This window comes from Paenibacillus cineris (assembly GCF_018333335.1).
Lineage (GTDB): Bacteria > Bacillota > Bacilli > Paenibacillales > Paenibacillaceae > Paenibacillus_AQ > Paenibacillus_AQ favisporus.
Genome location: NZ_BORU01000001.1, coordinates 452705 through 475789, shown reverse-complemented (window position 1 = coordinate 475789; position 23085 = coordinate 452705). Strand labels below are relative to the sequence as shown.

18 protein-coding genes and 1 other annotated feature are annotated in these 23085 nt (G+C 55.7%); of the genes, 6 read left to right on the top strand and 12 right to left on the bottom strand.

Annotation, left to right across the window (positions count from 1 at the left end; translation table 11 throughout):
• Positions 1-11 precede the first annotated feature (11 nt).
• The 3 genes from KI379_RS02615 to KI379_RS02605 all read right to left on the bottom strand — a co-directional run bounded on the left by KI379_RS02615 (position 12) and on the right by KI379_RS02605 (position 1412).
• Positions 12-512, bottom strand: a complete 501-nt coding sequence (locus tag KI379_RS02615; protein ID WP_212982701.1) for an Lrp/AsnC family transcriptional regulator — start codon at positions 510-512, stop codon at positions 12-14.
• Between the two features lie 248 nt (positions 513-760).
• The gene (locus tag KI379_RS02610; protein ID WP_076170678.1) at positions 761-1153 is read right to left on the bottom strand and encodes a spore coat protein; all 393 of its coding nucleotides are present in this window, start codon (positions 1151-1153) and stop codon (positions 761-763) included.
• Positions 1154-1175: 22 nt separating this feature from the next.
• Positions 1176-1412, bottom strand: a complete 237-nt coding sequence (locus tag KI379_RS02605) for a hypothetical protein (RefSeq protein ID WP_076170680.1) — start codon at positions 1410-1412, stop codon at positions 1176-1178.
• Positions 1413-1583: 171 nt separating this feature from the next.
• Between KI379_RS02605 and KI379_RS02600 the strand changes: the two genes are divergently transcribed.
• On the top strand, positions 1584-2825 hold the full coding sequence (locus KI379_RS02600; protein WP_212982700.1) for an NAD(P)/FAD-dependent oxidoreductase: 1242 nt from the start codon (positions 1584-1586) through the stop codon (positions 2823-2825).
• Positions 2826-2941: 116 nt separating this feature from the next.
• Here the strand turns inward: KI379_RS02600 and KI379_RS02595 are convergent, their stop codons facing one another.
• The 4 genes from KI379_RS02595 to KI379_RS02580 form a co-directional block, all read right to left on the bottom strand.
• Complete coding sequence (locus tag KI379_RS02595) at positions 2942-4162, bottom strand: MFS transporter (RefSeq protein WP_212982699.1); 1221 nt, start codon at positions 4160-4162, stop codon at positions 2942-2944.
• Between the two features lie 78 nt (positions 4163-4240).
• The gene (locus KI379_RS02590; RefSeq protein ID WP_212982698.1) at positions 4241-4819 is read right to left on the bottom strand and encodes a hypothetical protein; all 579 of its coding nucleotides are present in this window, start codon (positions 4817-4819) and stop codon (positions 4241-4243) included.
• A gap of 103 nt (positions 4820-4922) precedes the next feature.
• Positions 4923-5351, bottom strand: a complete 429-nt coding sequence (locus KI379_RS02585) for a DUF350 domain-containing protein (RefSeq protein ID WP_089545724.1) — start codon at positions 5349-5351, stop codon at positions 4923-4925.
• Between the two features lie 38 nt (positions 5352-5389).
• Positions 5390-7756 carry an endonuclease MutS2 gene (locus KI379_RS02580; protein WP_212982697.1) on the bottom strand — a complete coding sequence of 789 codons (2367 nt, stop codon included), beginning with the start codon at positions 7754-7756 and terminating at the stop codon, positions 5390-5392.
• A 159-nt stretch (positions 7757-7915) separates the two neighbouring features.
• Between KI379_RS02580 and KI379_RS02575 the strand changes: the two genes are divergently transcribed.
• Entirely contained in the window at positions 7916-8269 is a 354-nt protein-coding gene (locus KI379_RS02575) for a phage holin family protein (RefSeq protein ID WP_212982696.1), read from the top strand.
• Between the two features lie 50 nt (positions 8270-8319).
• On the opposite strand, the gene KI379_RS02570 is transcribed toward KI379_RS02575, so the two are convergent.
• Positions 8320-9435: a GGDEF domain-containing protein gene (locus tag KI379_RS02570; RefSeq protein WP_076170694.1), complete on the bottom strand. Its 1116-nt coding sequence runs from the start codon at positions 9433-9435 to the stop codon at positions 8320-8322.
• A 252-nt stretch (positions 9436-9687) separates the two neighbouring features.
• On the opposite strand from KI379_RS02570, the gene KI379_RS02565 reads away from it, so the two are divergent.
• Entirely contained in the window at positions 9688-10074 is a 387-nt protein-coding gene (locus KI379_RS02565) for a cupredoxin domain-containing protein (protein ID WP_076170696.1), read from the top strand.
• Between the two features lie 130 nt (positions 10075-10204).
• On the opposite strand, the gene zapA is transcribed toward KI379_RS02565, so the two are convergent.
• From zapA to abc-f, 4 genes are all read right to left on the bottom strand, one after another.
• Positions 10205-13930 (bottom strand): cell division protein ZapA, encoded by a 3726-nt coding sequence (gene zapA, locus KI379_RS02560; RefSeq protein ID WP_212982695.1) that lies wholly within the window; start codon positions 13928-13930, stop codon positions 10205-10207.
• A 114-nt stretch (positions 13931-14044) separates the two neighbouring features.
• Positions 14045-16495, bottom strand: coding sequence for a phenylalanine--tRNA ligase subunit beta (pheT, locus tag KI379_RS02555; protein ID WP_212982694.1), 2451 nt, complete (start codon positions 16493-16495; stop codon positions 14045-14047).
• A 41-nt stretch (positions 16496-16536) separates the two neighbouring features.
• Positions 16537-17571 carry a phenylalanine--tRNA ligase subunit alpha gene (gene pheS, locus KI379_RS02550; RefSeq protein ID WP_145025495.1) on the bottom strand — a complete coding sequence of 345 codons (1035 nt, stop codon included), beginning with the start codon at positions 17569-17571 and terminating at the stop codon, positions 16537-16539.
• A gap of 150 nt (positions 17572-17721) precedes the next feature.
• Positions 17722-18011, bottom strand: a binding site (T-box leader).
• Positions 18012-18200: 189 nt separating this feature from the next.
• Complete coding sequence (gene abc-f / locus KI379_RS02545) at positions 18201-20042, bottom strand: ribosomal protection-like ABC-F family protein (protein ID WP_212982693.1); 1842 nt, start codon at positions 20040-20042, stop codon at positions 18201-18203.
• 600 nt (positions 20043-20642) lie between these two features.
• Here abc-f and KI379_RS02540 point away from each other — a divergent pair.
• The 3 genes from KI379_RS02540 to KI379_RS02530 are packed head-to-tail and all read left to right on the top strand — an operon-like array spanning position 20643 to position 23042.
• On the top strand, positions 20643-21095 hold the full coding sequence (locus KI379_RS02540) for a CcdC protein domain-containing protein (RefSeq protein ID WP_212982692.1): 453 nt from the start codon (positions 20643-20645) through the stop codon (positions 21093-21095).
• Between the two features lie 46 nt (positions 21096-21141).
• Entirely contained in the window at positions 21142-22362 is a 1221-nt protein-coding gene (locus KI379_RS02535; protein ID WP_212982691.1) for a sensor histidine kinase, read from the top strand.
• Positions 22363-22370: 8 nt separating this feature from the next.
• The gene (locus KI379_RS02530) at positions 22371-23042 is read left to right on the top strand and encodes a response regulator (protein WP_076170715.1); all 672 of its coding nucleotides are present in this window, start codon (positions 22371-22373) and stop codon (positions 23040-23042) included.
• Positions 23043-23085 lie beyond the last annotated feature (43 nt).

Below are 23085 nucleotides of genomic sequence, written 5' to 3'. Positions count from 1 at the left end.
CACATCTTCCTTTACGGTGAGATCATGAGACGGTTATCTTCTTCACGGTCTTCAAAAATAATTCCGTCCTGCTTATATTTCTTCAAAATGAAATTTGTCTTCGTCGACAATACCGAATCAATCGGCGACAGCTTCTCGGAAACGAAGTTGGCCACTTCCCGCAGGTTGCGCCCTTCCACTTCCACAAGAAGGTCGTAGGCTCCCGACATGAGATACACGGATTTGACCTGCGGATACAAATAGATCCGCTCCGCGATCCCTTCAAAGCCCCGCCCGCGCTCGGGCGTAATCTGCACTTCGATCAAGGCGGTTACCGTCTCGTCTTCAATCTTGCTCCAGTTCACGACCGCCGCATATTTTACGATGACATGGTCTTGTTCCAGCTCCGCGATCGCTTCCTTGACCGATTCCTCTTCAACGCCGATGAGCGTTGCCAGCAGGGCCGGGGACCGTCTCGCGTCTTCGTTCAACAGGTCGAGGACCTTCAGTTTCAAATCCGTCAGTTGTTTCATACAGCATCCTCCAGCGCTTGTTCCACGGGCCTTCTTCACTATTACGACAAAGGACCCGGGTTCGAGATTAATACTAATATTACATGAAATTATCATGCATGCAAAGCAAAACCGTCTCCCCGGCGTGGGCCGAAATGGAGACGGCAAAATGGGTCCATGCTTCATAGAAGCAGGATTTTGGGTACTTATTGTTATCCGCTTGGTGACGCCGCACATGAGAACTAAACGGCGCCTGCACCACAGGCAAATTACATGTAATACGGATTTTGGGAGCTTTGCTGCTGCTGGTACGGATTGGATGCCTGGGCATATTGGCCCATGCTGCTTGTTTTTTGCTGCACGAACTGACGGTTCTTTTGCTGCAAATTTCGCGCATCCTGAATCGACTTGTCCACATCTTGTCGAAGCGCCTTGGATGACGTGGAGTACATATTCAGCTGCTTCATCAGATTGTATAATTCTCCTTGCATGCGGAGCGTATCGTTCGTCAGCTGTGTAAACAATTGCCGCACGGTCGGACAGGAGGATTCCGTCGTTGCCGTGGTGTATTCGCGGACCGTTCTTTTCAGGTCGGCCAGGATGGTGTACAAGAGGTCCTCGTCCTGCATGAACTGCGAGTTATTGGAAGTTTGATAATACATTGCGCTAATGCCTCCTAAGCTATCATTGTTGGGGACTCGTCGGCGCCAGCGGCTGGTGCTGCTGAATGGCCTGAACGAGCAAATCGATATGGTGGTCCAGCGACCGGATGTATTGCTGGCACGCCTGCTGAATCGTCGGGTTCTGCGTAGCAGCGGCCGTTGCCGCACACTGCTTGATCAACAGATCCTCATTGGAAATCGAATCGACGATATATTCCAGCTCCTTGCCGGTAATCGCCTGCATTTGATTGGACTGCATCGGTATTCCTCCTCTGGATATCTCTAACTCCATCCGTATTATGTCCCGGGGAAGGTTTTCTATGTATTGTCAGGCATGGCCTCTTCCACCGGCCGATCTGCCGGAACAGCTATAAATTGTGCATGCAGAGCAAATACTTTGAATACTACCGATAAGGGGCGAAACACACATATGATTCTGAATAAAGGGAATTTGGCATGGCCTTCTACATTGAAGCCGACACCCGCTTATCCGGAACTTGATGAAGATCTCTCTTGCGACGTGCTGATCATTGGCGGCGGGATGGGTGGAGCCCTTCTCGCCCACAAGCTGTCCGGGACCAATCTTCAGGTGGTTCTGCTGGAAAAGGGACGGATCGCTGAAGGAAGCTCTTCAGCCAATACCGGACTGCTTCAAAGCTTCAACGATAAATCGTTGACCTCCATCATCCATACGTTTGGCGAGCAGGCCGGCATCACCTTTTATCAAATGTGCAGGGACGCGATGAGCAAGCTCAAGGAAGCAGCCAGCGGTCTCAAACTGGAACCCGAGTTTATTTCCCGCAGCAGCCTGTATTACGCAAGCAGCGAAGAGGATGTGCCTTACCTCAAAGAGGAATATGAAACCCTTCACAGGCACGGCTTTGCAACGTCTTATTGGAATCAGGCCGATATCGCTTCGCGGTTCCCCTTCTCCAAGCCCGCGGCGTTGTATACGACCGGCGATGCCGAAGTCAACCCTTTCCGGTTTGTGCACGCCCTCGTCCAGTATGCAGTGGATCATGGGATACGGGTGTACGAAAACAGCCCGGTGATTCATTTGGAGTATGGAGAAGACGGCGTTGTTTGTTATACGCGGAACCGCCGGATTTTTGCCCGGAAAGTCGTCCATGCGGGCGGCTATGAAACGCAGGAGGATAAACCGGACCGAAACGCGCTGCTTCAGACCACCTATGCGATCGTCACGAACCCCGTACCCGATTTTACCGGTTGGCACGAGCGCTGCCTCATCTGGGAGACGGCACGGCCGTACCTTTATATGCGGACCACCCCGGACAACCGCATCGTAGCAGGGGGCCTGGACGAGCATCCGGTCGATCCGGAGGAGAGGGAAGGACGAATCCGGCATAAAAGCGAAATGCTGCTGAACGAGATCAAAGCCCTTTTCCCCCGTTATGCCGGCATCCAAGCCGACTATGCATGGGCTTCGCTGTTCGGGCTCACCCACGACGGACTGCCCATGATCGGTCCGCATTCCCGGTATCCTCACAGTTATTTTATTGAGGCCTATGGCGGCAACGGGACGGTCTACTGCATGATTGCGGCGGAACTGTTAAGTGATGTTCTTTGCGGGAAAACGCGCCCCGAGCTGGACATTTTCTCATTGGAGCGGACCTCCAAACCGTCCCCCAATGCTCAGGTTCCCGGCTCCTGATTGGCAGATAAACCTTGCAGCCAGTATGTTCTTCCAGAAGTTAGAACTCTTCCCTACAGAAAAATCCCCTGACTCCAAATGAAGGAATCAGGGGATTTGCTGTGTAACACGATTGTTCAAGTGCGTGCCGATTTCCCCGGCTTGAGCAGCCGTCTCACGCAGATCCAGCTGAGGATCGGTGATGCGCCGAGCACGAGCATCAGCACGGTAATGGTGCTCTGGTCTTTGCTGAAGGACAGCACGATGATGAATATTATCGTACCGAGAAGGCGGCCGACCATCAGACTGAGCTCACGCAGAACGACCAGCTCGACCCGCTTTTCCACGTTTTCGTCGCTGGTCCCCATCAAGTCGAAGCCGGATGAGACCATCGGCAGGATGTACAGCGGCATAAAGATAGCCGTACCTATGCCGAGCAGCAGCAGGGTGAAATAATTGACCTTCCAGATCAGCGGTACCATGACCACCCACAGCAGCAGGGCGCCCACCAGCATGCCGACGCTCCGGTAGGCCGGTTTGAACCATTTGCCCGCCAGCCAGTACGTGGCCAGGGAGACTGCGGACGTAATGAGCGAGAACTGCCCCAGCTTCGACTCCTGTTTCGTGGCAACAAACACAAGGAGATTGATCAGAAAGGCGAACACCCCTTCCCGAATCCCCTGCGCCGCCAGACCGGGGGCCATAAGCCGCCAGGGGCTGCCTTTGTCCTTCAGCTGCTTCACAGGCTCGAGCCAGGCATAGGTTCCGCCCTTTTTCCTCTTTTTCAAAAAGAAGCTCAGCACCACGCCGAGCGCATAAATGATCAGGGACGTCGTAAAAATGATCCGATACCCCCGGTCGCCCTTCAGCATGGAAATCAGCAGGCCGGAAAACCAGGGCCCGACAATGCCCGTAATGGAGCCGAGCAGGCCGACCCACCCGTTAAACAGGTCCCGGTTCTCAGGATCGGTGACTTCGAAATACACCACGTTAAAAGCAATCCAGAACAGCCCGATCGCAATCCCAAGCAGTATCCCGAGCGGCCAAATATAATAAATGGCCTTTTCCCCAACCCACAGAACCAGCAAATAAAAAAGGCCCGTCAGCCCGATCCCCAGCCTGAGGGCGTTCATTTTGTTATACTCCTTCACCCATTTGCCTGCCAGCCAAAAGGTGAGCCCGACGGCCAGCTGCTGGGCGACGGTAAACCATCCGATCATCGCGTAATCCTGTTTGCTTTTCCATAAATATACGTTGAGAAACGTGCCCGACAAGGCGCCGGATAAAACGATCAGCCCGTTAACGGCAAGCAGCAGTATCGTTTGCCGGTTCAGCCGCGCAGATGATTTTGATTTCATAATTACCCCCTTCATATCCGGGTCTACCTCATTAGTAGTTCCCTAAAAGGGGGCAAATCATCGGTCGGTTTGCTTTTTTTACGAATTCTTCTTCTCTTGGCTCAAGTGGTCGACCATCCGCAGCCGGTCTTCCTCGGCCAGATTGTATTCGACATGGAAGCATCCCGTGCAAATATACATTTGAACTTGAAAAGGCGGAGTCAATACCGGACCTTGGAGCACGCCGAAAGCCGCGGGCTTAAATTGTTCTCCCACCTGATGCGTGCCGGCAAGCACCATATAATCCCGGCATTTCGGGCATTCCGGCACTTCCTCCTGCTCATCCAGAATTTGCTCCACTGTCTCCTCGTAGTTCATGAGGTCATGGCTGTCTTCATACTTATCGAGCGTCCGGATCGACGGAGGCAGCTGCTGCATGTCTTCCTGATTCCAAAAAGGAACGGCTTTATCGTCATCCTCAGGAAGCTCCCAATCCGTACCTTCGATTCCCTCATGCTCCTCGTCTACGTCCGTTTCCTCTTCATCCGCACCCAGCTGGATGCTCAGCGTCCGGTAACCTTTCAGCTCATTGTGGCAGTAAGGGCATTCATCCTCGGGGCCCAGTTCCTCGTCCCATACGATTTCCGTCTGGCACCAAGGGCAAACCGTGGTTTCCATATGATCCATCTCCTTAATGTTTCATCAAATATACGACGCCCACAACAAAGAAGGCGACCGCAGCGACGAACAAAATCCTCGCCAAATTTTTCATGTGTTCCTCCTACATTAAACAGGCTCCAATCACATATGAAAGGGACACCGGGATCAGCATAGAGATCAGGCCGACCGCCCGGTTATCCCGTTTAATTTCTTCGTCCACGGAAAACACCGGGGTTAAAAATTCGTACAGCAGGTAGGCGATAAACAGCAGCAGAAAGCCGTAGAAGGCCCACTTCATCATGTCATAGATCGACGTTTTGGACTCGATGCTGTACCTCAGCACATTGCAAAGGCCGAATATTTTACCTCCGGTAGCCAAAGCGGCGGCAATATTGCCTCGTCCGATTTCATCCCAGCACTTGTACTTCGCCACGATTTCAAAACAGTACAGAAAGACGATCAAGCCCAGAATCGCTACCGAAAAATAACCAATCAGCGTACCGATCGGATAGGCCAACAGCAGATCAGCCCCGTTCTTCACTCCCAACATCCCCCTGTTCCCGGCCGAAATTCAGGCTCACACCCATATTATTTAAGCTCAACCACCGTCACGCCGGTTCCGCCTTCGCCGTAATTTCCCAGACGGTAACTTTTAATATGCTTGTGCTTGCGGAGATATTCCGAGATTCCCTGTCTCAAAATTCCCGTGCCTTTCCCGTGAATCAGGTATACTTGGCCGAGGTTGCCCAAAAACGCTTCGTCGATAAAACGGTCGACTTCGATCAGCGCCTCTTCCAGATTCGCGCCCCGCAGATCCAGCTCGCTGCGGATGTTGTCATCCCGCGTGCGCTTGACCGTAGTCGCATGCCGCTGCACCTGCTTCTCGGCCGGTTTGTTCGCATTCACCAGCTCGAGGTCGTCCAGGCTGACCTTCATCTTCATGATGCCGAGCTGCACCACGGCCTCCTTCGCGCCGGACAGCTCCACGATATGGCCCTTCTGGTTCAGGCTGTAGACCATGACTTCATCGCCGGGCTCGATTTGGCGCGGGGCCTTGGCCTTCGGTTTGGCCGCTCCCTTCTTGCGCTGCTGCGGCTCAGCCTCATCCAGCTGCCGGCGGGCGGCGATCAGCTTATGCTCCTTGACCGAAGCCCCTTCCTCTTTGGCCAGCTGCCGCAGATCGGCGATGATCTGCTCCGCTTCGCGGCGGGCTTTGGCAATGACTTCCTTGGCCTCGCCCCGGGCCTTCTCGATCAGCCGGTCGCGCTGCTCCTCGAGCTTCTCGAGCTCCTGCTGATGCCGGCTCCGGAGCTGCTCCATTTCCTGGCGCAGTTTCTCGGCCTTCTCACGTTCGCTTTCGGCGCCCAGCCGGTTTTCCTCGAGGGAGGCGATCATATGCTCGACGCGCTGATCTTCTTCTTTCACTTCCCCGCGGGCATAATCCAGGATCACCTGCGGAAGTCCGAGCCGCTCCGCAATCGCAAACGCGTTGCTTCGTCCCGGAACGCCGACGAGGAGCCGGTAAGTCGGACTCAGCGTGTTGACGTCAAATTCCATGCTGGCGTTGATGACGCCTTTGCGTTCATAGGCATAAGCCTTGAGTTCGCTGTAGTGGGTAGTAGCCACCATCCGGCAGCCCAGGCTGTGGATATGCTCCAGAATAGAAATAGCGAGCGCCGAGCCTTCGGCCGGATCGGTACCGGCCCCCACTTCGTCAAGCAGCACCAGGCTCTTCGGCGTCATATGGTTCAATATACGGATAATATTGGTCATATGGCTGGAGAACGTACTCAAGCTCTGTTCGATGCTCTGCTCGTCCCCGATATCGGCGTAAATGGCGTCGAACACGCAGAGCTGGCTTCCTTCCTCCGCGGGAACGAACAGGCCGGACATCGCCATCAGGCTCAGCAATCCGATCGTTTTCAGCGTGACGGTCTTACCGCCGGTATTCGGCCCGGTCACGATAATGGAAGTGTACGAGTTGCCCAATTCCACGTCGATCGGCACAACCTTCTCCATGTCGATCAGCGGATGGCGTCCTTTCTTCAGCTTCAAGTATCCACGGTCGTTCATTCTCGGCTGGCTGGCCTTCATGACATGCGCCAGACGCCCCTTGGCAAAAATAAAGTCGAGCTGTCCCAGCAGATCGATATCGAGCAGAAGAAGATCTGCTTGTTCACCGACGAGCGCCGTCAGCTTTTGCAAAATAATTTCAATTTCGCGTTCTTCCTTCATCCGGGTTTCGCGCAGCTTGTTGTTCATCGCCACGATCGATTCCGGCTCAATAAATAGCGTCGCCCCCGAACCGGACTGATCATGCACGATCCCGCCGAAATACGAACGGTATTCCGCTTTAACCGGAATGACAAACCGGTCCCCCCGGATCGTAATGAGCTGGTCCTGCAGCATTTTGGCCACGCTGGAGGAACGGATCATCGAATCGAGCTTCTCCCGGATCCGCACCTCGCCGGATCTCAGCTCCCGCCGAACCTGGGCAAGCCCCGGGCTGGCGGAATCGAGCACTTCGGCGCTTTCGTCGATGCATGCTTTAATGGCATCTTCCAGCGGCTTCTGCTCGGATAAATTTTCACTGATCCCCTCAAGCAAGGGAATCGGCTCGTCCTCGTGAACATTCGCGATGAACCGCTTGATCCGTCTCGAACCGTTCACGGTGTTGCCGATGGCCAGCAGCTCATGCGGGCTTAAGGTGCCGCCGATTCTGGCGCGCTTCAGCGGAGCGGCGATGTCTGTGATGCCGCCGAAGGACGGATTTCCCTTCAGACGGTCCACGGTATACGCTTCGTCGGTTGCCTGAAGCAAACGCTTTACCGATTCCAGATCGGTATCGGGCTTCAAGGACTCGGCCGCTTCCCTCCCCATTGAGGTTTGGGTATAGGCAGAGCATTTATCTAAAATCTTGCGGTATTCGAGCGTATGCAAAATCTTGTCGTCCAACAGTATTCACTACTCCTCTCGTGCAATGCCTTTATTATATACGAAATGTTTGCCGCTTCGCCATTTGCAGCGCTAAATCATTCCATACATAACATGGCGAAAATTGAATACAATAAGGTTTGCATAACACAGTATCCATGTGTAAAGGAGGCCAGTTGCATGCATTTTCTGGGTCATGTCGTTCGATTTATCGTGTCTGCCATCGTCCTGCTGATCGTAGGCTGGATCGTTCCCCAGTTTTCCGTCGGAGGGTTCTGGAGCGCTCTGCTGCTCGCTTTGGTTATCGCACTGCTGGGGTGGATTATTGAAGGAATCTTCGGCAAAAGGGTTACTCCCTTTGGACGCGGGATCGTCGGTTTCATCGTCAGTGCCCTCGTCATATACATCGCCCAATTTATTGTCAGCGGCGTTGAAGTTACCATTCTTGGCGCCATTCTCGCCGCCCTCGTCATCGGTATTATCGACCTGTTTATCCCGATATCCGCATTTAATGCCGGAAGGGACAAGCGGTAAACCGTTTCAAGAATGAAAACCCCTGCCTAAGGACAGGGGTCTTTCCTTTTTTATCCTGCATAATCGGCTGCGTCTTCACCCGCGGTCACCACTTTATTTTTTCCCGTCCGTTTGGCCTGGTACAGCGCCATGTCCGCTTTTCGAAATAATGATTCCTTGTCGTCCCCCTGCTGGAAATTGCAAAGTCCGATGCTCACCGTAACCGGCTTCACCGTATGCGGCAGCTCGGTTCTGGCGATCCGTTCGCGCAGCTGCTCAGCCATCCGTTCTGCTTCTTCCAATGTCTTATCCGCCATTATGATGGCAAATTCCTCTCCGCCATAACGGGCGGCAAAATCATTCGGCGTCATCGTCGACATCACCTTCGAAGCAACCTCTTTCAGCACGACATCGCCCACCCGATGCCCGTAATTATCGTTGACCTTTTTAAAATTATCGATATCGATAATTGCCAGCTGCAGCGGAAGCTGATACTTCTCGCATTGCTCCAGCAGAGCCTCCAGGTATTCGTGAAACGCCTTGTGATTGTATAGCCCGGTCAGTGCATCGATTTTGAGCAGCTTGTCCGATATCGTTCTTTCCACCAGGAGCTGCTGCTCCGACTTCATGACCGATTCCAGATGGCGCATAAATTCCTTGACCCGGACCAAAATCGTATGACCAATCATGATGCTGACAATAAACACGCTTTGGATTTGGATGAATTCCTGAATGGGTTTTTGATAAAGGGAGCGTTCGGTGAGATAGATGAGACAGTACAGGAGGATCGTTAACGAGCCAAAGCCATATAGAAGTTTGCGGTCAAAATAAACGACGGAAATCAGAACGGGCAGAAGGAGCGCCATCTGTGCCCCGTCCACGATCGGCTGAATGATGAAATAGAACAGGTAGGAAAGCAAAAATCCGCAACCGACCACAACCTGCTTCCGGTATTTAGGTTCGAATCGCAGCCAGGTCTGTGCCGCCAGCATGAGCAGCAGGATGCAGCCGTCCGGGATGCCCAGACGCAGCCAGTCCTCCGGCCCGTCCCCGGCGGTCACGGAAGGAATGCAGCCCAGCAGCAGCAGAACCGCCTCCGCCGCGAAAAACATCAGTGTCACGATCCAATAGGCGTTCAATATTTTGCGATGCCATAAATCTTCCAAAATCAACCCCGTGCGATTCATTGGAATGTCATTCCCCTAATCTTCTAAACAAGAATATTTGCGGGCTTCGTACATCGTCAATGCTCATTATATCTTAAATCCAAGATAAGCACTATCTTTTTTCCAGCTGATCCTTTTCCTGGGCGCGGCAAAATCAACGGGCTGCGTTCACCAATTTTTCAAATGAGCCTCGCCCAGACATATCCAACTTAAGGTATGATAAGGCATGGAACCAATTAAAATGATGAAGGTACACATAAAGGAGGATCACAAGTGAAGAAGACCCTGGCTGTCGTCCTTTCCTGCGTGCTGCTTCTGGTGCTGGCTGCTTGCGGACAATCCAAGAGCGGCGATTCCGCATCGGGCAGCGGAGTCACCGAAACCGGTGTAGCCCCGAGCGAGGAATTGGTGATCAAGGCGACAAACTATGCATTCGATCAAAAAGAATATCATCTCAAAAAGGGCGTACCTGTCAAAATTACGCTTGAAAACGATGAGGGAAACCACGGCGTTCTCATTCCGGGTCTCGAGCTTCAGCTTGACGGTAAAAACAAGTCTGCGGTCGTCACGCCGGAAAAAGCCGGCACGTTCGAAATGGCCTGCTCAGTGTTCTGCGGAGCGGGACATTCCGGCATGATTGCCAAAGTCATTGTGGAATAAAAGTTAGGCAGACTTGAACCCAAAAGTTAAAATCCCCTCGAAGTATGCTTCAGGATGATGCATGATCCGTCCTGCCGCTTACTCCGAGGGGATTTTCATTTAAATGTGAAATGTGGGTGGTCTATAGAAGTCAACTCTGATCCTGTTCGATCAGCTCGATCCACTCGTTATATTCGGTCTGCAGCTTGGAATACTCGTCCTTTAGCAAGCGGTACTCTTCCTCCAGCTTGCCGGTCTTCTCCAGCTGAATCTCATGCTCTGCCTGCAGCAGACGGTATTGATGCGTCACCAGCTCAAAGCTTTCCCCCACCTGGCGAAGCTCATCCGCGACCGACTCCTTCTCGCTTTGGATCCGGGTAAGCTGCTGCTCGCCGGCAGCGATCTGCTGCTGCCAAGCCTCAAGCTCCTCTTGCAGCTCCAGCTCCCGGCTGCCCCACGCTTCCTGCTGGTCCATCATATCCTTCAGCTTATCCTGATAAGACTGCATGGATTGCTCGGCACTGCGCAGCAATCCGCGCAGCTCGGTCTCCCGGTCTGCCGCTTCATCCAGCTGCAGCGATGCTTCCTCCAGCTTCTTCACCGCGGCCTCTTTCTCCTCCAGCAGAAGCAGGTATTCGATTTCGGTATCCTCCTGGCGGCTCTGCGCCTCCTTCACCTGGCGCTGCAATTCCTCATACTGCCGCTGCAAGCCCTGATACTGCTGGTTCAAGCTGTTGTACTGTTCGCGCTGCGCTTCGGTTTGGCTCCGCAGCTGTTCATTTTGCTCCTGAGCTGCCCGGTTCACCCGCTGCAGCTCTTCGTACTGAGCCTGAACGTCCTTGGCTTGAAGCTCCAGCTCTTCAAACCGTGCTTCAGCTTGCTCCTGCTGCTGGCGCAATGTGCCGTTGTCGCGGGCATATTCCTCGGACTGCAGCCGCAGGCGCCCGATCATTTCCCGGCTGTCCTCCAGCTGCTGCTCCAAATCCGCCAGCTGCTCTGCTCTGGCGTCATGCGCCTGCTGCAGTTCCTGATACAGCTCCTGGTGGTCATCATATTCCATCCGAAGCTCGTGATACTGCTCCTGCCGTTCTTCCAGCCGGAGCTGCAGCGCACGATACTGCTCTTGATGACCTTCGCTCTGCTGCTGCAAGGTTAAATATTGCTCTTCGAGATCTTCCAGCGCCCGGCGGGCCGTCCGATGCTCCGCCTGCTGTTCCTCGAGCTGCTCCTGAACTTCCAGGTACTGATTCTCGAGGTCTTCCAGCGCCTGGCGGGTCGTTTGGTGCTCCTGCCGCTGCTCCTCGAGCTGCCGCTGTACCGCTCGATACTGGTCTTCGCGTTCCTTCAGCGCCTGGGCAGCTGTCTGCTGCTGCTCACGCTGCTCTTCCAGCTCCTGCTGCTGCGCCGCATACTGCTCTTCGCGTTCCTTCAGCGCCCGAGCGGCCGTCTGCTGCTGCTCACGCTGCTCTTCCAGCTCCTGCTGCAGCAATGCGTACTGCTCCTCGCGCTCCTTCAGCGCCCGAGCAGCTGTCTGCTGCTGCTCACGCTGCTCTTCCAGCTCCCGCTGCAGCGCTGCATACTGCTCTTCGCGCTCCTTCAGCGCCCGAGCGGCCGTCTGCTGCTGCTCACGCTGCTCTTCCAGCTCCTGCTGCAGCGCTGCGTACTGCTCCTCGCGCTCCTTGAGCGCCCGAGCGGCCGTCTGCTGCTGCTCACGCTGCTCTTCCAGCTCCTGCTGCAGCAATGCGTACTCCTCTTCGCGTTCCTTCAGCGCCCGAGCGGCCGTCTGCTGCTGCTTCCGCTGCTCTTCCAGCTCCTGCTGCAGCGCTGCGTACTGCTCCTCGCGTTCCTTCAGCGCCCGAGCGGCCATTTGCTGCTGCTCACGCTGCTCTTCCAGTTCCTGCTGCAGCGCCGCATTCTGCTCCTGCTGCTCTTCGAGCAGAAGCTGGGCGAGCTCGTACTGCTCCTCATGCTCAGCTACCTGCTTCCGCAGCTCGCCGCACTGCTGCTCGTATTCGCCTGAACGGCTCTGCAGCTCGGTATACCTTGCCTCCTGCTCTTCCCACTTCTCCTTCAGGCCGGCATAACGTTTCCGTTCCTCTTCCGCCTGAAGCTCCAGCTCCGAGTGTACTTCCCGTCTTCTCTCCAGCTCCTGCTGCAGGTTTTGTACGTTCTCCTGCTGCTCCTCCGATTGGATTTCGAGCTCGAGATACAATTCCTGCTGTTCCTCCAATTGAAGCCGAAGGTCCTTGAGCTGCTGCGCATATTGGCTCGACTGCCGCTCCAGGCCTGCAATCTGCTCCTCTTTGGCCTCGATCTGCCGGCCGTAATCCTGCAGATCCTGCTCCCGCCCTTGCAGCGCCTGCTTCAGCGATTCCAGCTCTTGCTCTTTCGCGGCCAGCACCTCCTGCTGGGCTTCCAGCTGCTTCTCCAAACGCTGAAGTTCCTCTCCCTGTTCCGAGGAAGAACGCTCCTGCGCCTGCAGCTTCTGCACCTGGGCTACGAGCTGCTGCTGCTTATCTGCCAGCTCCTGAGCAAGCTGCTGCAGCCGCTCCTCTTTCGCGGCCAGTTCCTGACGAAGCGCTTCCCGCTGCTGCTCAGCTTCCTGGCGGAGCTTACTCTCGCCGTCCGCCTGCTCTTTCAGCACGCTCAGCTCGTCATGCAGCGAAGCCATGCCCGTCTCCAGCGTCTCGTTCTGCTCGCCGGCTTCCAGCACCTGCAGCTCCAATTCGCCGATCTCTTCCTTCTGCTTCTCGATCGTGCCTTGAAGGGTTTCGGCTTCGGCCGTCAGCTGGGCGATTTCACCGTTCATTTTCTTGGAAGCCTCGCTGTAATCCTCAAGCAGCTTCTGCATGCGGCGGTGTTCCTCTTCCGAAGCGGCCGCCTCGTCCTTCAGCTTGCTGATCTGTCCGTTCAGCGCTTCCTCCTGTTCGGTCAAAGCCTGCACTTGCGCCTTGGCTTCCTCTTCGCGCACCAGCACGACTTGATGCTGCTGCCGCAGTCTGGAATAGGCCTCCTTGGCGTTCTTCAGCTCCTGCTCCATGTTCTGCAGTTTCTCCTGAAGCTCGCCGCTGCTGCCGCGAAGCTCGGTCAGCTGCTCCTGCAGCTCCTGAATAGAGGCTGCATGCTTCTCTTCGAGCTCCTTGACGGCTCCCTGATGCTTCTGCTCCAGTTCGGTGATCTTCGCGCGGTTGTTCTCCTCCGCCTCTTTCAACGCTCCGACTCGCTTCTGTTCGGCGGATTGCAGCGCTGCCGCATGCTTCCGCTCCAGCTCCAGCACGGCCGCTTTATGCCGTTCCTCCACAGCCTGCTTGTCCTTCTGCATTTGCTCCGAGGCCTGTTTCTCCTTGCGGAGCAAGGATTCCTTCTGTTCCGTCTCCCGCTTCAGCGAAGCGCGGAGCTGATCCAGCTCCTTCGTCAAAGAATTCCGGGTCTGCTCCAGACGCGCCGTAAGCTCGGACTTGGACTGCTCCAGCTCTTTTGCAAGCGCAGCCTTCTCCTGCTCCAGCCGCTTTTGCAGCTCTTCCTTCTCCTTCTTGATCTGCTGCGCTTCTTCCTTCTGCTTGTTGACTTCCGCCAGCTGCTCGTCCCGCTCGGACTGCAGCCTGGTGAGCTCCGAGCGCAGTTCGCTGCGCTCGCCGGTCAGCATCTTCACTTCGTTGCGGAGATCCTGCATCTGCACGGCTTCCTCCGCCATATGAACCGCGGCCAGAACGGCAATCCTAGGGGTGTCCAGCCGGGAATTGCTTTTGGAAATGGCATTCATCCGTTCATCGACATAACTGGCAATCTTTCGCATATAATCGGCACTGCTGCCGACCAGTTTATAAGAAGTCCCGTAGATCTCCACGGAGACGCGTGTACGATCAGGTGTAGTCACAGTTGTGCCCTCCTTCATATGTGTGTTGACTCTAAGATGTCTTGTTCTCTCCAATAAAAAAATCACATCGAATCTCTGTGTCTAAGGATTCGATGTGATTGGATTCAATTCCTGCTATTTTCTTAATTCCGCTTGAAACTTTTGCTCAAGGGCGCTGACGACTCCGGCATGCGCCGCGGTGACTTCCTCATCCGTCAGCGTGCGCTCATTGTGGCGGTAGACGAGCGAAATCGCGACGCTCTTCTTGCCTTCGCCGAGCTTGCTTCCGGTAAACACATCGAATACCTGTACGTTCTGCAGGAGCTCGCCCGCGGCTTCGCGGATCGTCTCAAGCAGGGAGCCCGCTTCCACGGCGCTGTCCACCACGACTGCAATATCCCGCTCCGAAGCCGGGAAGCGCGGAAGCTCCTGATATCGGATATCGAAATCGGCGTGATCGTACAGCGGCTGCAGCAGAATTTCGGCAACGTACACATCGCCGAGTCCGCGCTCCTGCTGCAATTCGGGATGCACCTGACCGAGCGTTCCGATCAGCACCTGCTCTCCGCCGCCATTGATCAGGTAGACGGAAGCTGAACGTCCGGGATGATATCCGGCCGGCTGGTTCGCCACGTACCGGATCGCTCCCTCCAGACCCAAATCCCCGAACAGCGTCTCCAGGGCACCCTTCAGGTCGAAGAAATCGACTTTCTCCGGCGCATGGTTCCACTGCTTCTGCCCGCGGCTGCCGCACAGCAGCAAGGACAGCACGTTCAGCTCTTTTGGCTGAACCGTCAGCGTCTCCTCCTGCGAGAAGAACACGTTGCCCACTTCGAACAGCGCCAGATCGTACTGCTTCCGGTTCGCGTTGTGCACCGCGATATCGAGCAGCTGCGGCAGAATGCTCGTACGCAGCACGCTGCGCTCCTCGCTCATCGGCATCGACAGCTTCACCGGCACGCTTCCTTCCGTCAAGGCCGGGAACAGCGCGGCCAGCTCTGGATGGGTGAAGGAGTAGCTGATCACTTCCTGCCATCCGCCATGGGTGAACAGTCTGCGGATTTCGCGGCGGATCGCCTGAGGCTTCGTATAGCCCCCCGGCGTTGTAGGCCCTTCGATCGCCGTCGTCGGGATATTGTCGTATCCGTACAGGCGGGCAATTTCTTCGATCAGGTCGACGTCTTTCGTAATGTCTCCGCGGCGCGTCGGCACCTGCACTTCCAAAATGCCCTGGGCGGTATCCGCAGCGTGGAAATGGAGACGGCCAAAAATCGTCTTCACTTCCAGCATCGACAGCTCCGTTCCAAGGAACCGGTTCAGCTTGTCGAAGGACAGAACAATCACTTTTTCTTCCGCCTGCGCGGCACCGGCTTCGACGATGCCCTTATGAACCGTTCCTGCGCAATAACGGGCGATCAGCGACGCAGCCCGGTTCAGCGCCGGAATGACCGCACCTGGATCGACTTCCTTCTCGAAGCGCTGGCTCGCTTCGGAGCGCAGTCCGAGCTGACGGGAAGTCTTGCGGATGGTGCCTCCGTCGAACTTGGCCGATTCGAGCAAAATGTTCACGGTGCTGTCCGTAACCTCGGAATCCAATCCGCCCATGACGCCGGCTAATCCAACCGGCTTCACGCCATCGGTAATGAGCAGCATGTGAGGCTCCAGCTTGCGTTCCTGACCGTCCAGCGTCACGAGTGTCTCGCCTTCACGAGCCAGGCGAACATCTACGGCCCCGCCTGTCAAGCGGTCCGCATCGAATGCATGCAGCGGCTGACCGTATTCAAGCATGACATAGTTGGTGATATCAACGATATTGTTGATCGGACGGACGCCAGCAGCCATGAGGCGGTTTTGCATCCACTGCGGCGACGGAGCGATCTTCACGCCCGTAATATAACGCGCGGTGTAATGGCTGCAGTGCTCAGGCGAGCTGATTTTGACCGAGATATGGCTGTTTGCCGCGTCAGCTATCTCAACCAGTTCCCTTTCCGGATCAGGCAGCTTGACGTCGCGGCCAAGAATAGCCGCCACTTCGTAAGCCGCTCCGCGCATACTGAGGCAGTCGGAACGGTTCGGCGTCAGGTCAAAATCGAGTACTTTGTCGTCCAGGCCGAGCACGGAGGTGATCGGCGTTCCGATCTCCGCGTTCTCCTCAAGGACGAGTATGCCTTCCTGCTGCTCCTTCGGCAGCAGCTTGTCGTTCATGCCCAGCTCTTTGGCGGAGCAGATCATGCCTTGAGAAGCGACGCCGCGCAGCTTGGCTTTTTTGATCTCCAGACCGCCGGGCAGCAGAGCGCCGACCAGGGCAACGGGTACTTTTTGTCCGGCATCCACGTTTTTCGCGCCGCAGACGATCTGCAGGTCTTCGCCCTGTCCCGCGTCAACGACGCAGACGTTCAGCTTATCCGCATCGGGATGCTTCTCCTTGCTTTTTACATAACCCACGACGACTTTCGAAATACCGTGATTGCGGTGCTCAACCTCGTCGATCTCGATGCCCGCGCGCGTAATCTGCTCGGCCAGCTCTTCGGCCGTTACATTTTCCAGTGATACATAATCGGATAACCATTCAGTTGATACTTTCACTTGCGTTCCCTTCCTTCTTCCCGTATTCGCTAACCTTACGCTTACATGCGGGCAAACTGCTTCAAGAATGCCACATCGCCGCCATAGAAATGACGGATATCGTCGATTCCGTACTTCAGCATCGCAATCCGGTCCGGCCCCATGCCAAACGCGAAGCCGCTGTGCACTTCCGGATCGTAGCCGCCCTTGCGCAGCACTTCCGGATGCACCATGCCGCAGCCCAGAATTTCCAGCCATCCCGTATGCTTGCACACCCGGCATCCGCTGCCGCCGCATCTGGCACAGGTTACGTCGACCTCTGCGCTCGGCTCTGTGAACGGGAAGAAACTTGGACGAAGGCGGATCTGTGTGTTCGGTCCGAACATTTCGCGGACGAATTGCAGCAGCGTGCCTTTCAAATCGCTCATACGGATGTTTTCGCCGATCACCAGGCCTTCAATTTGGTAGAACTGGAACGAGTGCGTCGCATCGTCGTCGTCTCTGCGGTATACTTTGCCCGGGCAGATGATCTTCACCGGCACCTTGCCCTGCATGCTCTCCATCGTCCGGATCTGCACCGGCGACGTCTGCGTTCTCATCAAGAGCTCCTCGGTAATGTAGAACGTATCCTGCATGTCACGGGCCGGGTGGTTCTTCGGCAGGTTCAGCGCTTCAAAGTTATAATAGTCGGTCTCCACTTCCGGTCCTTCCGCAATGTGGTAGCCCATGCCGATGAAAATCTCCTCGATTTCCTGGATGACTTTATTGAGCGGATGGGTGCCGCCTTGGGTCATTTTGCGGCCGGGAAGCGTAACGTCCACCTTCTCCGCCTGCAGGCGCTGCTCAGTTTCGGCCTTTTGGAAAGCCTGCTGCTTGGACTCGATCAGTCCTTCGATCGCTCCGCGCACATCATTGGCCACCTGGCCGATCAGCGGACGTTCCTCCGCGCTAAGCGCGCCCATGCCCCGCAAAATCTCGGTCAGCGCCCCCTTTTTCCCCAGATACTTCACGCGCAAATCGTTCAGCGTCTGTACGTCAGCGACGTCATTCAGCTGCGCGATCGCTTCCTGCCGCAATGCTTCCAGCTTTTCTTTCATGAACTTCCTGCCTCCTTCTTGAAATCCCAATACATTTTTGACCAACAACGCCCCGCAAAGCAGGGCTTTTGCCCCGGGTGACTGCTCAGGTACTTGGCGGGGGATCCTCAGAAAAAATTCCCAAGAAATACAAAAAGGCCTTTTCTCCCGAAAAGGGACGAAAAGACCGTGGTACCACCCTTGTTAGACAAGCGAAAAGCCGTTTGATACGCACACGCGCACCTCTGGCCAGCTTGATCTCACTCTCATTCGATGTAACGGATCGAAAACCGTTATCCCCTACGCGGAATCCTGTCAGCAAACATGCTGGCGCGTGGATTCGTTCAGGGAACTGCTCCGGAGGGAATTTCAGCAGCCTGTTTCTGTAGAGACGCTCTCAATCTCCGGCGTCCCCTCCCTGTAAAGAGGCACTGCTTACTTATCTCCATCAACGCATTTGTCTTGACACATAAATTGGATTGCAATGGCTGATCCATACAGGTCATTCATTCACCGGGATCAGTCCGTTGACTATAGTCAATAATTATAGGCAAAAAAAGCTGTATTGACAAGTCCGAATCGCCTAAATCTATAGGCGTTCCCCTTCTCAGCATGCCCATTTTTTGCGGAACCAGACTTCATTCCTCAAATTAGAGCTGTTCCAGCTTGCTCCGGAGCCTGCGGATATTCGTAATCCGTGCCGCAGCCTCCTCGTCGCTCCCGCCGTCTTCGTTCAGCAGCTGGGTCAGCTCCCATTCCAGAGCCAGCCGGGCGTTTTCCCGGTCGGTATCCTCCTTCAGTGCTCCGTTATGTCTGGCCAGCTGCTCTTCCTCTTCTTGAACCGTGCCCTCAAACAGATGCGGTTCTTCCGTATGAGAGACGGTCAGCAGCCGGTCCGCGAGCTTGCGGATCAGCATCCGGTCATGGGACACGACGACCAGAGCACCCGGATATGCGGATAACGCCTCCTCGATCACTTCCCGCGTCGAGATGTCCAAATAGTTCGTCGGCTCATCCAGCACGAGCAGATTGGCCCCGGAGAAATACAGCTGCACGAAAGCCGCGCGGCATTTCTCCCCCATGCTCAAATCCCCGATTCGCTTGAACACGTCCTCCCGCTTGAACAAGAAGCAGCCCAGAAGCGTCCGCGCATGCGTCTCGGTCATCGAAGGCAGGCGGAGCAGGCTGTCCAGCAGCGTTTCCTCTTCGTTCAGCACCTCCAGCTCCTGCGAGAAGTAACCGATCTTCAGGGCCGGATGCTGCCATACCGTTCCTTCGCTTGGCACAAGCTCGCCCATAATCAGCTTGAGCAGGGTTGACTTGCCCGCTCCGTTCGGACCCCGCACGGCCAGCCGGTCGCCGCGGGAGAGGATGAGGCTGAACTTGTCGAACAGCTTCTTCGTTTCGTAGCCGAAGGACAGCTTCTCAAGCCGCACCAGCACACGTGCGGAGAAACCACCCTCGCCCAGCTGCAGGTTGACCTTCGGTCCGCTTTTCGGCTTTTCCACGCTTTCGCTCTCGAGCCGCTCCAGCTCTTTTTGCTTGGCGTGATACCTGGAGATGTTTTTCTTGGCTTTCGCTTTGTAGTAAGGCAGCGCCGCCTTCGTTTCCGTATTTTTATCCGCCGATTTCTCGGCCTGGTGGAACCATTCCTGGTATTTGCGGATCGATTCCTCCAACGCTTCCCGGGCCTGCTTCTGCTTCTTGTAGAGCGCCTCCTGCTCCCGAAGTTCGCGGTCCTTTTCCCGCCGGTAATCGGAGTAGCCGCCCTTATATTTTTTCAGCCCGCTCTCGGTCAATTCGCAGACTCCTGTCACCACCCGGTCCAAAAAGGTCCGGTCATGGGAAACGACAATGACGGTGCCCTCGTAGTGACGAAGCCAATCCTCCAGCCAGTTCATACTCTCCTCGTCCAGATGGTTGGTCGGTTCGTCAAGGAGCAGCACCTCCGGCTTTTTGACCAGCAGAGCCGCCAGCCTGACCCTGGTTTTCTGGCCGCCGCTCAGATCGGCAAAAGGGACCTGCCACAGCTCGGGACCGATGTGCAGCATGGTCAAATGCTTCTCCAGCCCGGTCTCCCAGTCAAAACCGCCGCTAAGCTCATACTGCTCGAGCCGCTGGCCGTATTCCTCCAGGAGATCGGAACCGACTTCGCCCGTCGCCATCGCCTGCTCCAGCTCCTTCAGCCGGCGCTTGATCTGCCACAGCTCGCCGCTTTCGCGCCCCGCCGCATCCAGTGCGGTCAGATGCATCAACTCTTCCGACGTCTGCGTCATATATCCCCACTGCTCCAGCGGGACTCCGCGTTCCACGTTGCCCCGGTCCGGTTCCAGCTGCCCGGTCAGAATCTGCAGCAGCGTCGTCTTCCCCGCACCGTTGACGCCGAACAGCGCCAGCCTCTCGCCTTCATAGATTTCCAGGTCAATATTTTCAAAAACGGTCTTCCCTTTAAATTCTTTGGCTATATGTTTCGTTTTTACGATATTCAACATTAAGCATCACCCTTTAAAACATAAATTTGAATTTCCGTCGTTTCAGACAAACCAGCCGTTTCAGTCCAGCCCGGCCTCTGATCCATTTTCACGAATCAAAAAAGCCGCAGGCAGCATCGCCTACGGCAGGAAATTCGTTATCATTGTCTATGTCAAAAAAGGGTTTACCCGTCCGAAATACCGCCCCGAACATGATGATCCAGGCACGACATTACCCCATGAACACGTCAAAAACGCACAAAAAAGCATTATCCGTATCCATCGGTGAGGTATCCAGTCTCTGAAAATAGACATAACGATTCTCTTCCCTGCGGCAGGCGCAGAAACTGCATGGTTTCAACATTAAGTTGGTTTGCAGATTAGAGAGATCAGTCATGTTTATCCATCGGCTGTGTGGTTACCTCGTTTTCTTCAGGATGAAATGCTTGCTGCCATTTTAACAAAATTATCGGAAAAAGAAAAGCCCAAACCTGTTCGTCCACAGTCATGTACATCTCCGGATGTATATCCGGCCGAAAAAAATCAACGCACGGTTCGATTACGCGGCCAATCTTCCTTGATATGCTGGACTCATCACGAAAAATGAATGAGGTGTTAGCGATGGATCAATACTCAACTGATATTATTATCATCCTGCTTGTCATTTGGCTTACCGCAAGGGAAAGAACCTTTCGCCCTTCCAGCATGTGGATCGTTCCCTTGTTATGGGGAGGAATGACCCTACCCTCCATCCCGTGGGCATCGGTAGGTCCGGTTGAAGTCGTGCTGTTCGCCGTATTTGCCGCTGCCGGTTTGGCAACAGGTATCATCCGGGGTAAAATGGAAAAAATGCGCATGGGAACGGATGGCCAGGTTACCGTGCAGGGTTCCATTGCCAGCATCCTGCTGTTTCTCGCCGTGCTGGTTTTGCGGGTGCTTGCGCAGTCCTGGGGGCAGTCGCACGCCTTCTATCACATCGCCAATGCGCTGATGTTCATGCCGCTCGGTTCCATCTGCGCACGCCGGTACGTCATTTACCGGAGATATCAGGCGATGATGGGACAACGGGCATAAAGACCTGAATCACCGGCTTCAATGTGCCAGCTAAAGGAGACCTGCTATGGAAACAGGCAACGATGAACGAACAATACTGTCTTCCAATCCGGCCAGAAGGGCGCTGCTCAGTTTGTTGATCGTGTATTCCGCGATTCAGAACGGAATGTACGGTGAGCCTCGCGCGTTTGTTCCGGGCGTGCTGTTGACGTTGGCCGCGTTGTGCCTGCAATGGCGTCCCCGGTGGTTTACCCGCCAGGGGCCGGCTCCCGCTTTTGCCGTGTGCGCCTTGCTTGGCATCTCTTCCATTGGGGTCATGCTGGGACTTGGCGGCAGCTTGTATATCATCGTCTTTTTTCTGCTGGGATGGGTGAGCTACCGGCTGCCGGCATCGTACTCGGCTTCATACACCGTTCTAAATATAGCTGCCGCAGCGTGGATCCTGCTGGCTCAGCATCGGACTTTGGAAGCTGTGATGACCCAATGCCTGATTCTCGCGGCGGTCTATCTTCTATTTTTAGCCGGCAGGCTTCGGAGAACGACCCGAACGATGAAAGAAGCGCATCTGCAGGAGCTGACGGCTGCTCATCAGGAGCTGGAGGCGGCTTACCGCAGCCTGCGCCAGGCTCATGAGGAGCTGGAGGAGACTTCCGAGCAGGCGCTGCGCTATGCGGTACTGGAGGAGCGCAGCCGGATCGCCGCCGATATCCACGACAGCATCGGTCACGGCCTGACCTCCGTGATCGTGCAGCTGCAGGCGCTGCCGTATATGATCGAAGCGGCGCCGGACGAAGCCCGCTCAATGCTCAGGCAAGTGACGGATGTGGCCCGCGGATGCCTTCAGGACGTCAGAACGGTCGTTCACGAAATGGGGCTTGTCCGGCCTGGCGAAGGGCAGAAGGAACTCAGGAAGCTGGCGGACACCTTCAGCGAGCGAAGCGGGATTCCGGTGGCCTTTACCATGGATATCCCCGGCACCATCGCCCCGGAGCAGCTGTACGTCCTTTACCGCATCCTTCAGGAGGCACTGACCAACATGATGCGCCATGCCCAGGCCACCCAAGCTGAGGTCCGGCTTATAGGTAACAAGGAAGGCCTGGTCTTGACCATCCGGGATAACGGCGTGGCGCAAGGTCCAATCCAGCCGGGATTCGGACTGACCACCATGCGGGAGCGATGTGCAAAAGCCGGCGGACGCCTGACGTTCACCCCCCTCGCTCCCCATGGCCTGGAGATTACCGCAAGCCTGCCGTTTTCCGCAGCGACACCCAATAACAGAGGGGAATGAATGCTCATATGGATCCAGAACGTATCCGCATCATCATCGCGGATGACCAGCCCCTGATCCGGCACGGCATCGGGTTTATCATTAAGGCGCAGCAGGACATGGAATGGTGCGGGGAGGCGGGCGACGGCCGAGAAGCCGTAAACCTTGCGCTCCGAACGCGGCCGCTTATCGCCCTCATGGACGTGCAGATGCCCGGCATGAACGGGATCGAGGCGACACGGGAGCTCCGGCGGCAGTTGCCGGAGTGCAAAGTCATCATCCTCACCACCTTCGATCTCGAGGAATACGTGTACGAAGGCATCCGGGCCGGAGCCGTCGGCTATATGCTGAAGGATGCGGCGCCGGAGGAGCTGCTCCATTCCATCAGGGCGGCGAGCCGCGGCGAAGCCATCTACCGGACGGGAGCCGCAGCCCGGATGATTTCGGAGGCGCTGCGCCAGACGGAATCGTTCCAGGACCGGCAGGACATGCGGCTGTCCCTGCCGGACCCGCTGACCGACCGCGAGCTGGAAGTGCTGCAGGAAATGGCTTACGGCCTGAAAAACGAAGATATCGCCGCCAAGCTCCACATCAGCGAAAGCACAGTCAAAACCCACGTGCACCGCGTCCTGCAAAAAATCGGCGCCGAGGACCGCACCCAGGCCGTCGTGCTGGCCATACGCAATCAATGGGTGCAATAAATTGCCTTTACAAAAAAGCAGGCTTTGCCGGGAAATCCCGCAA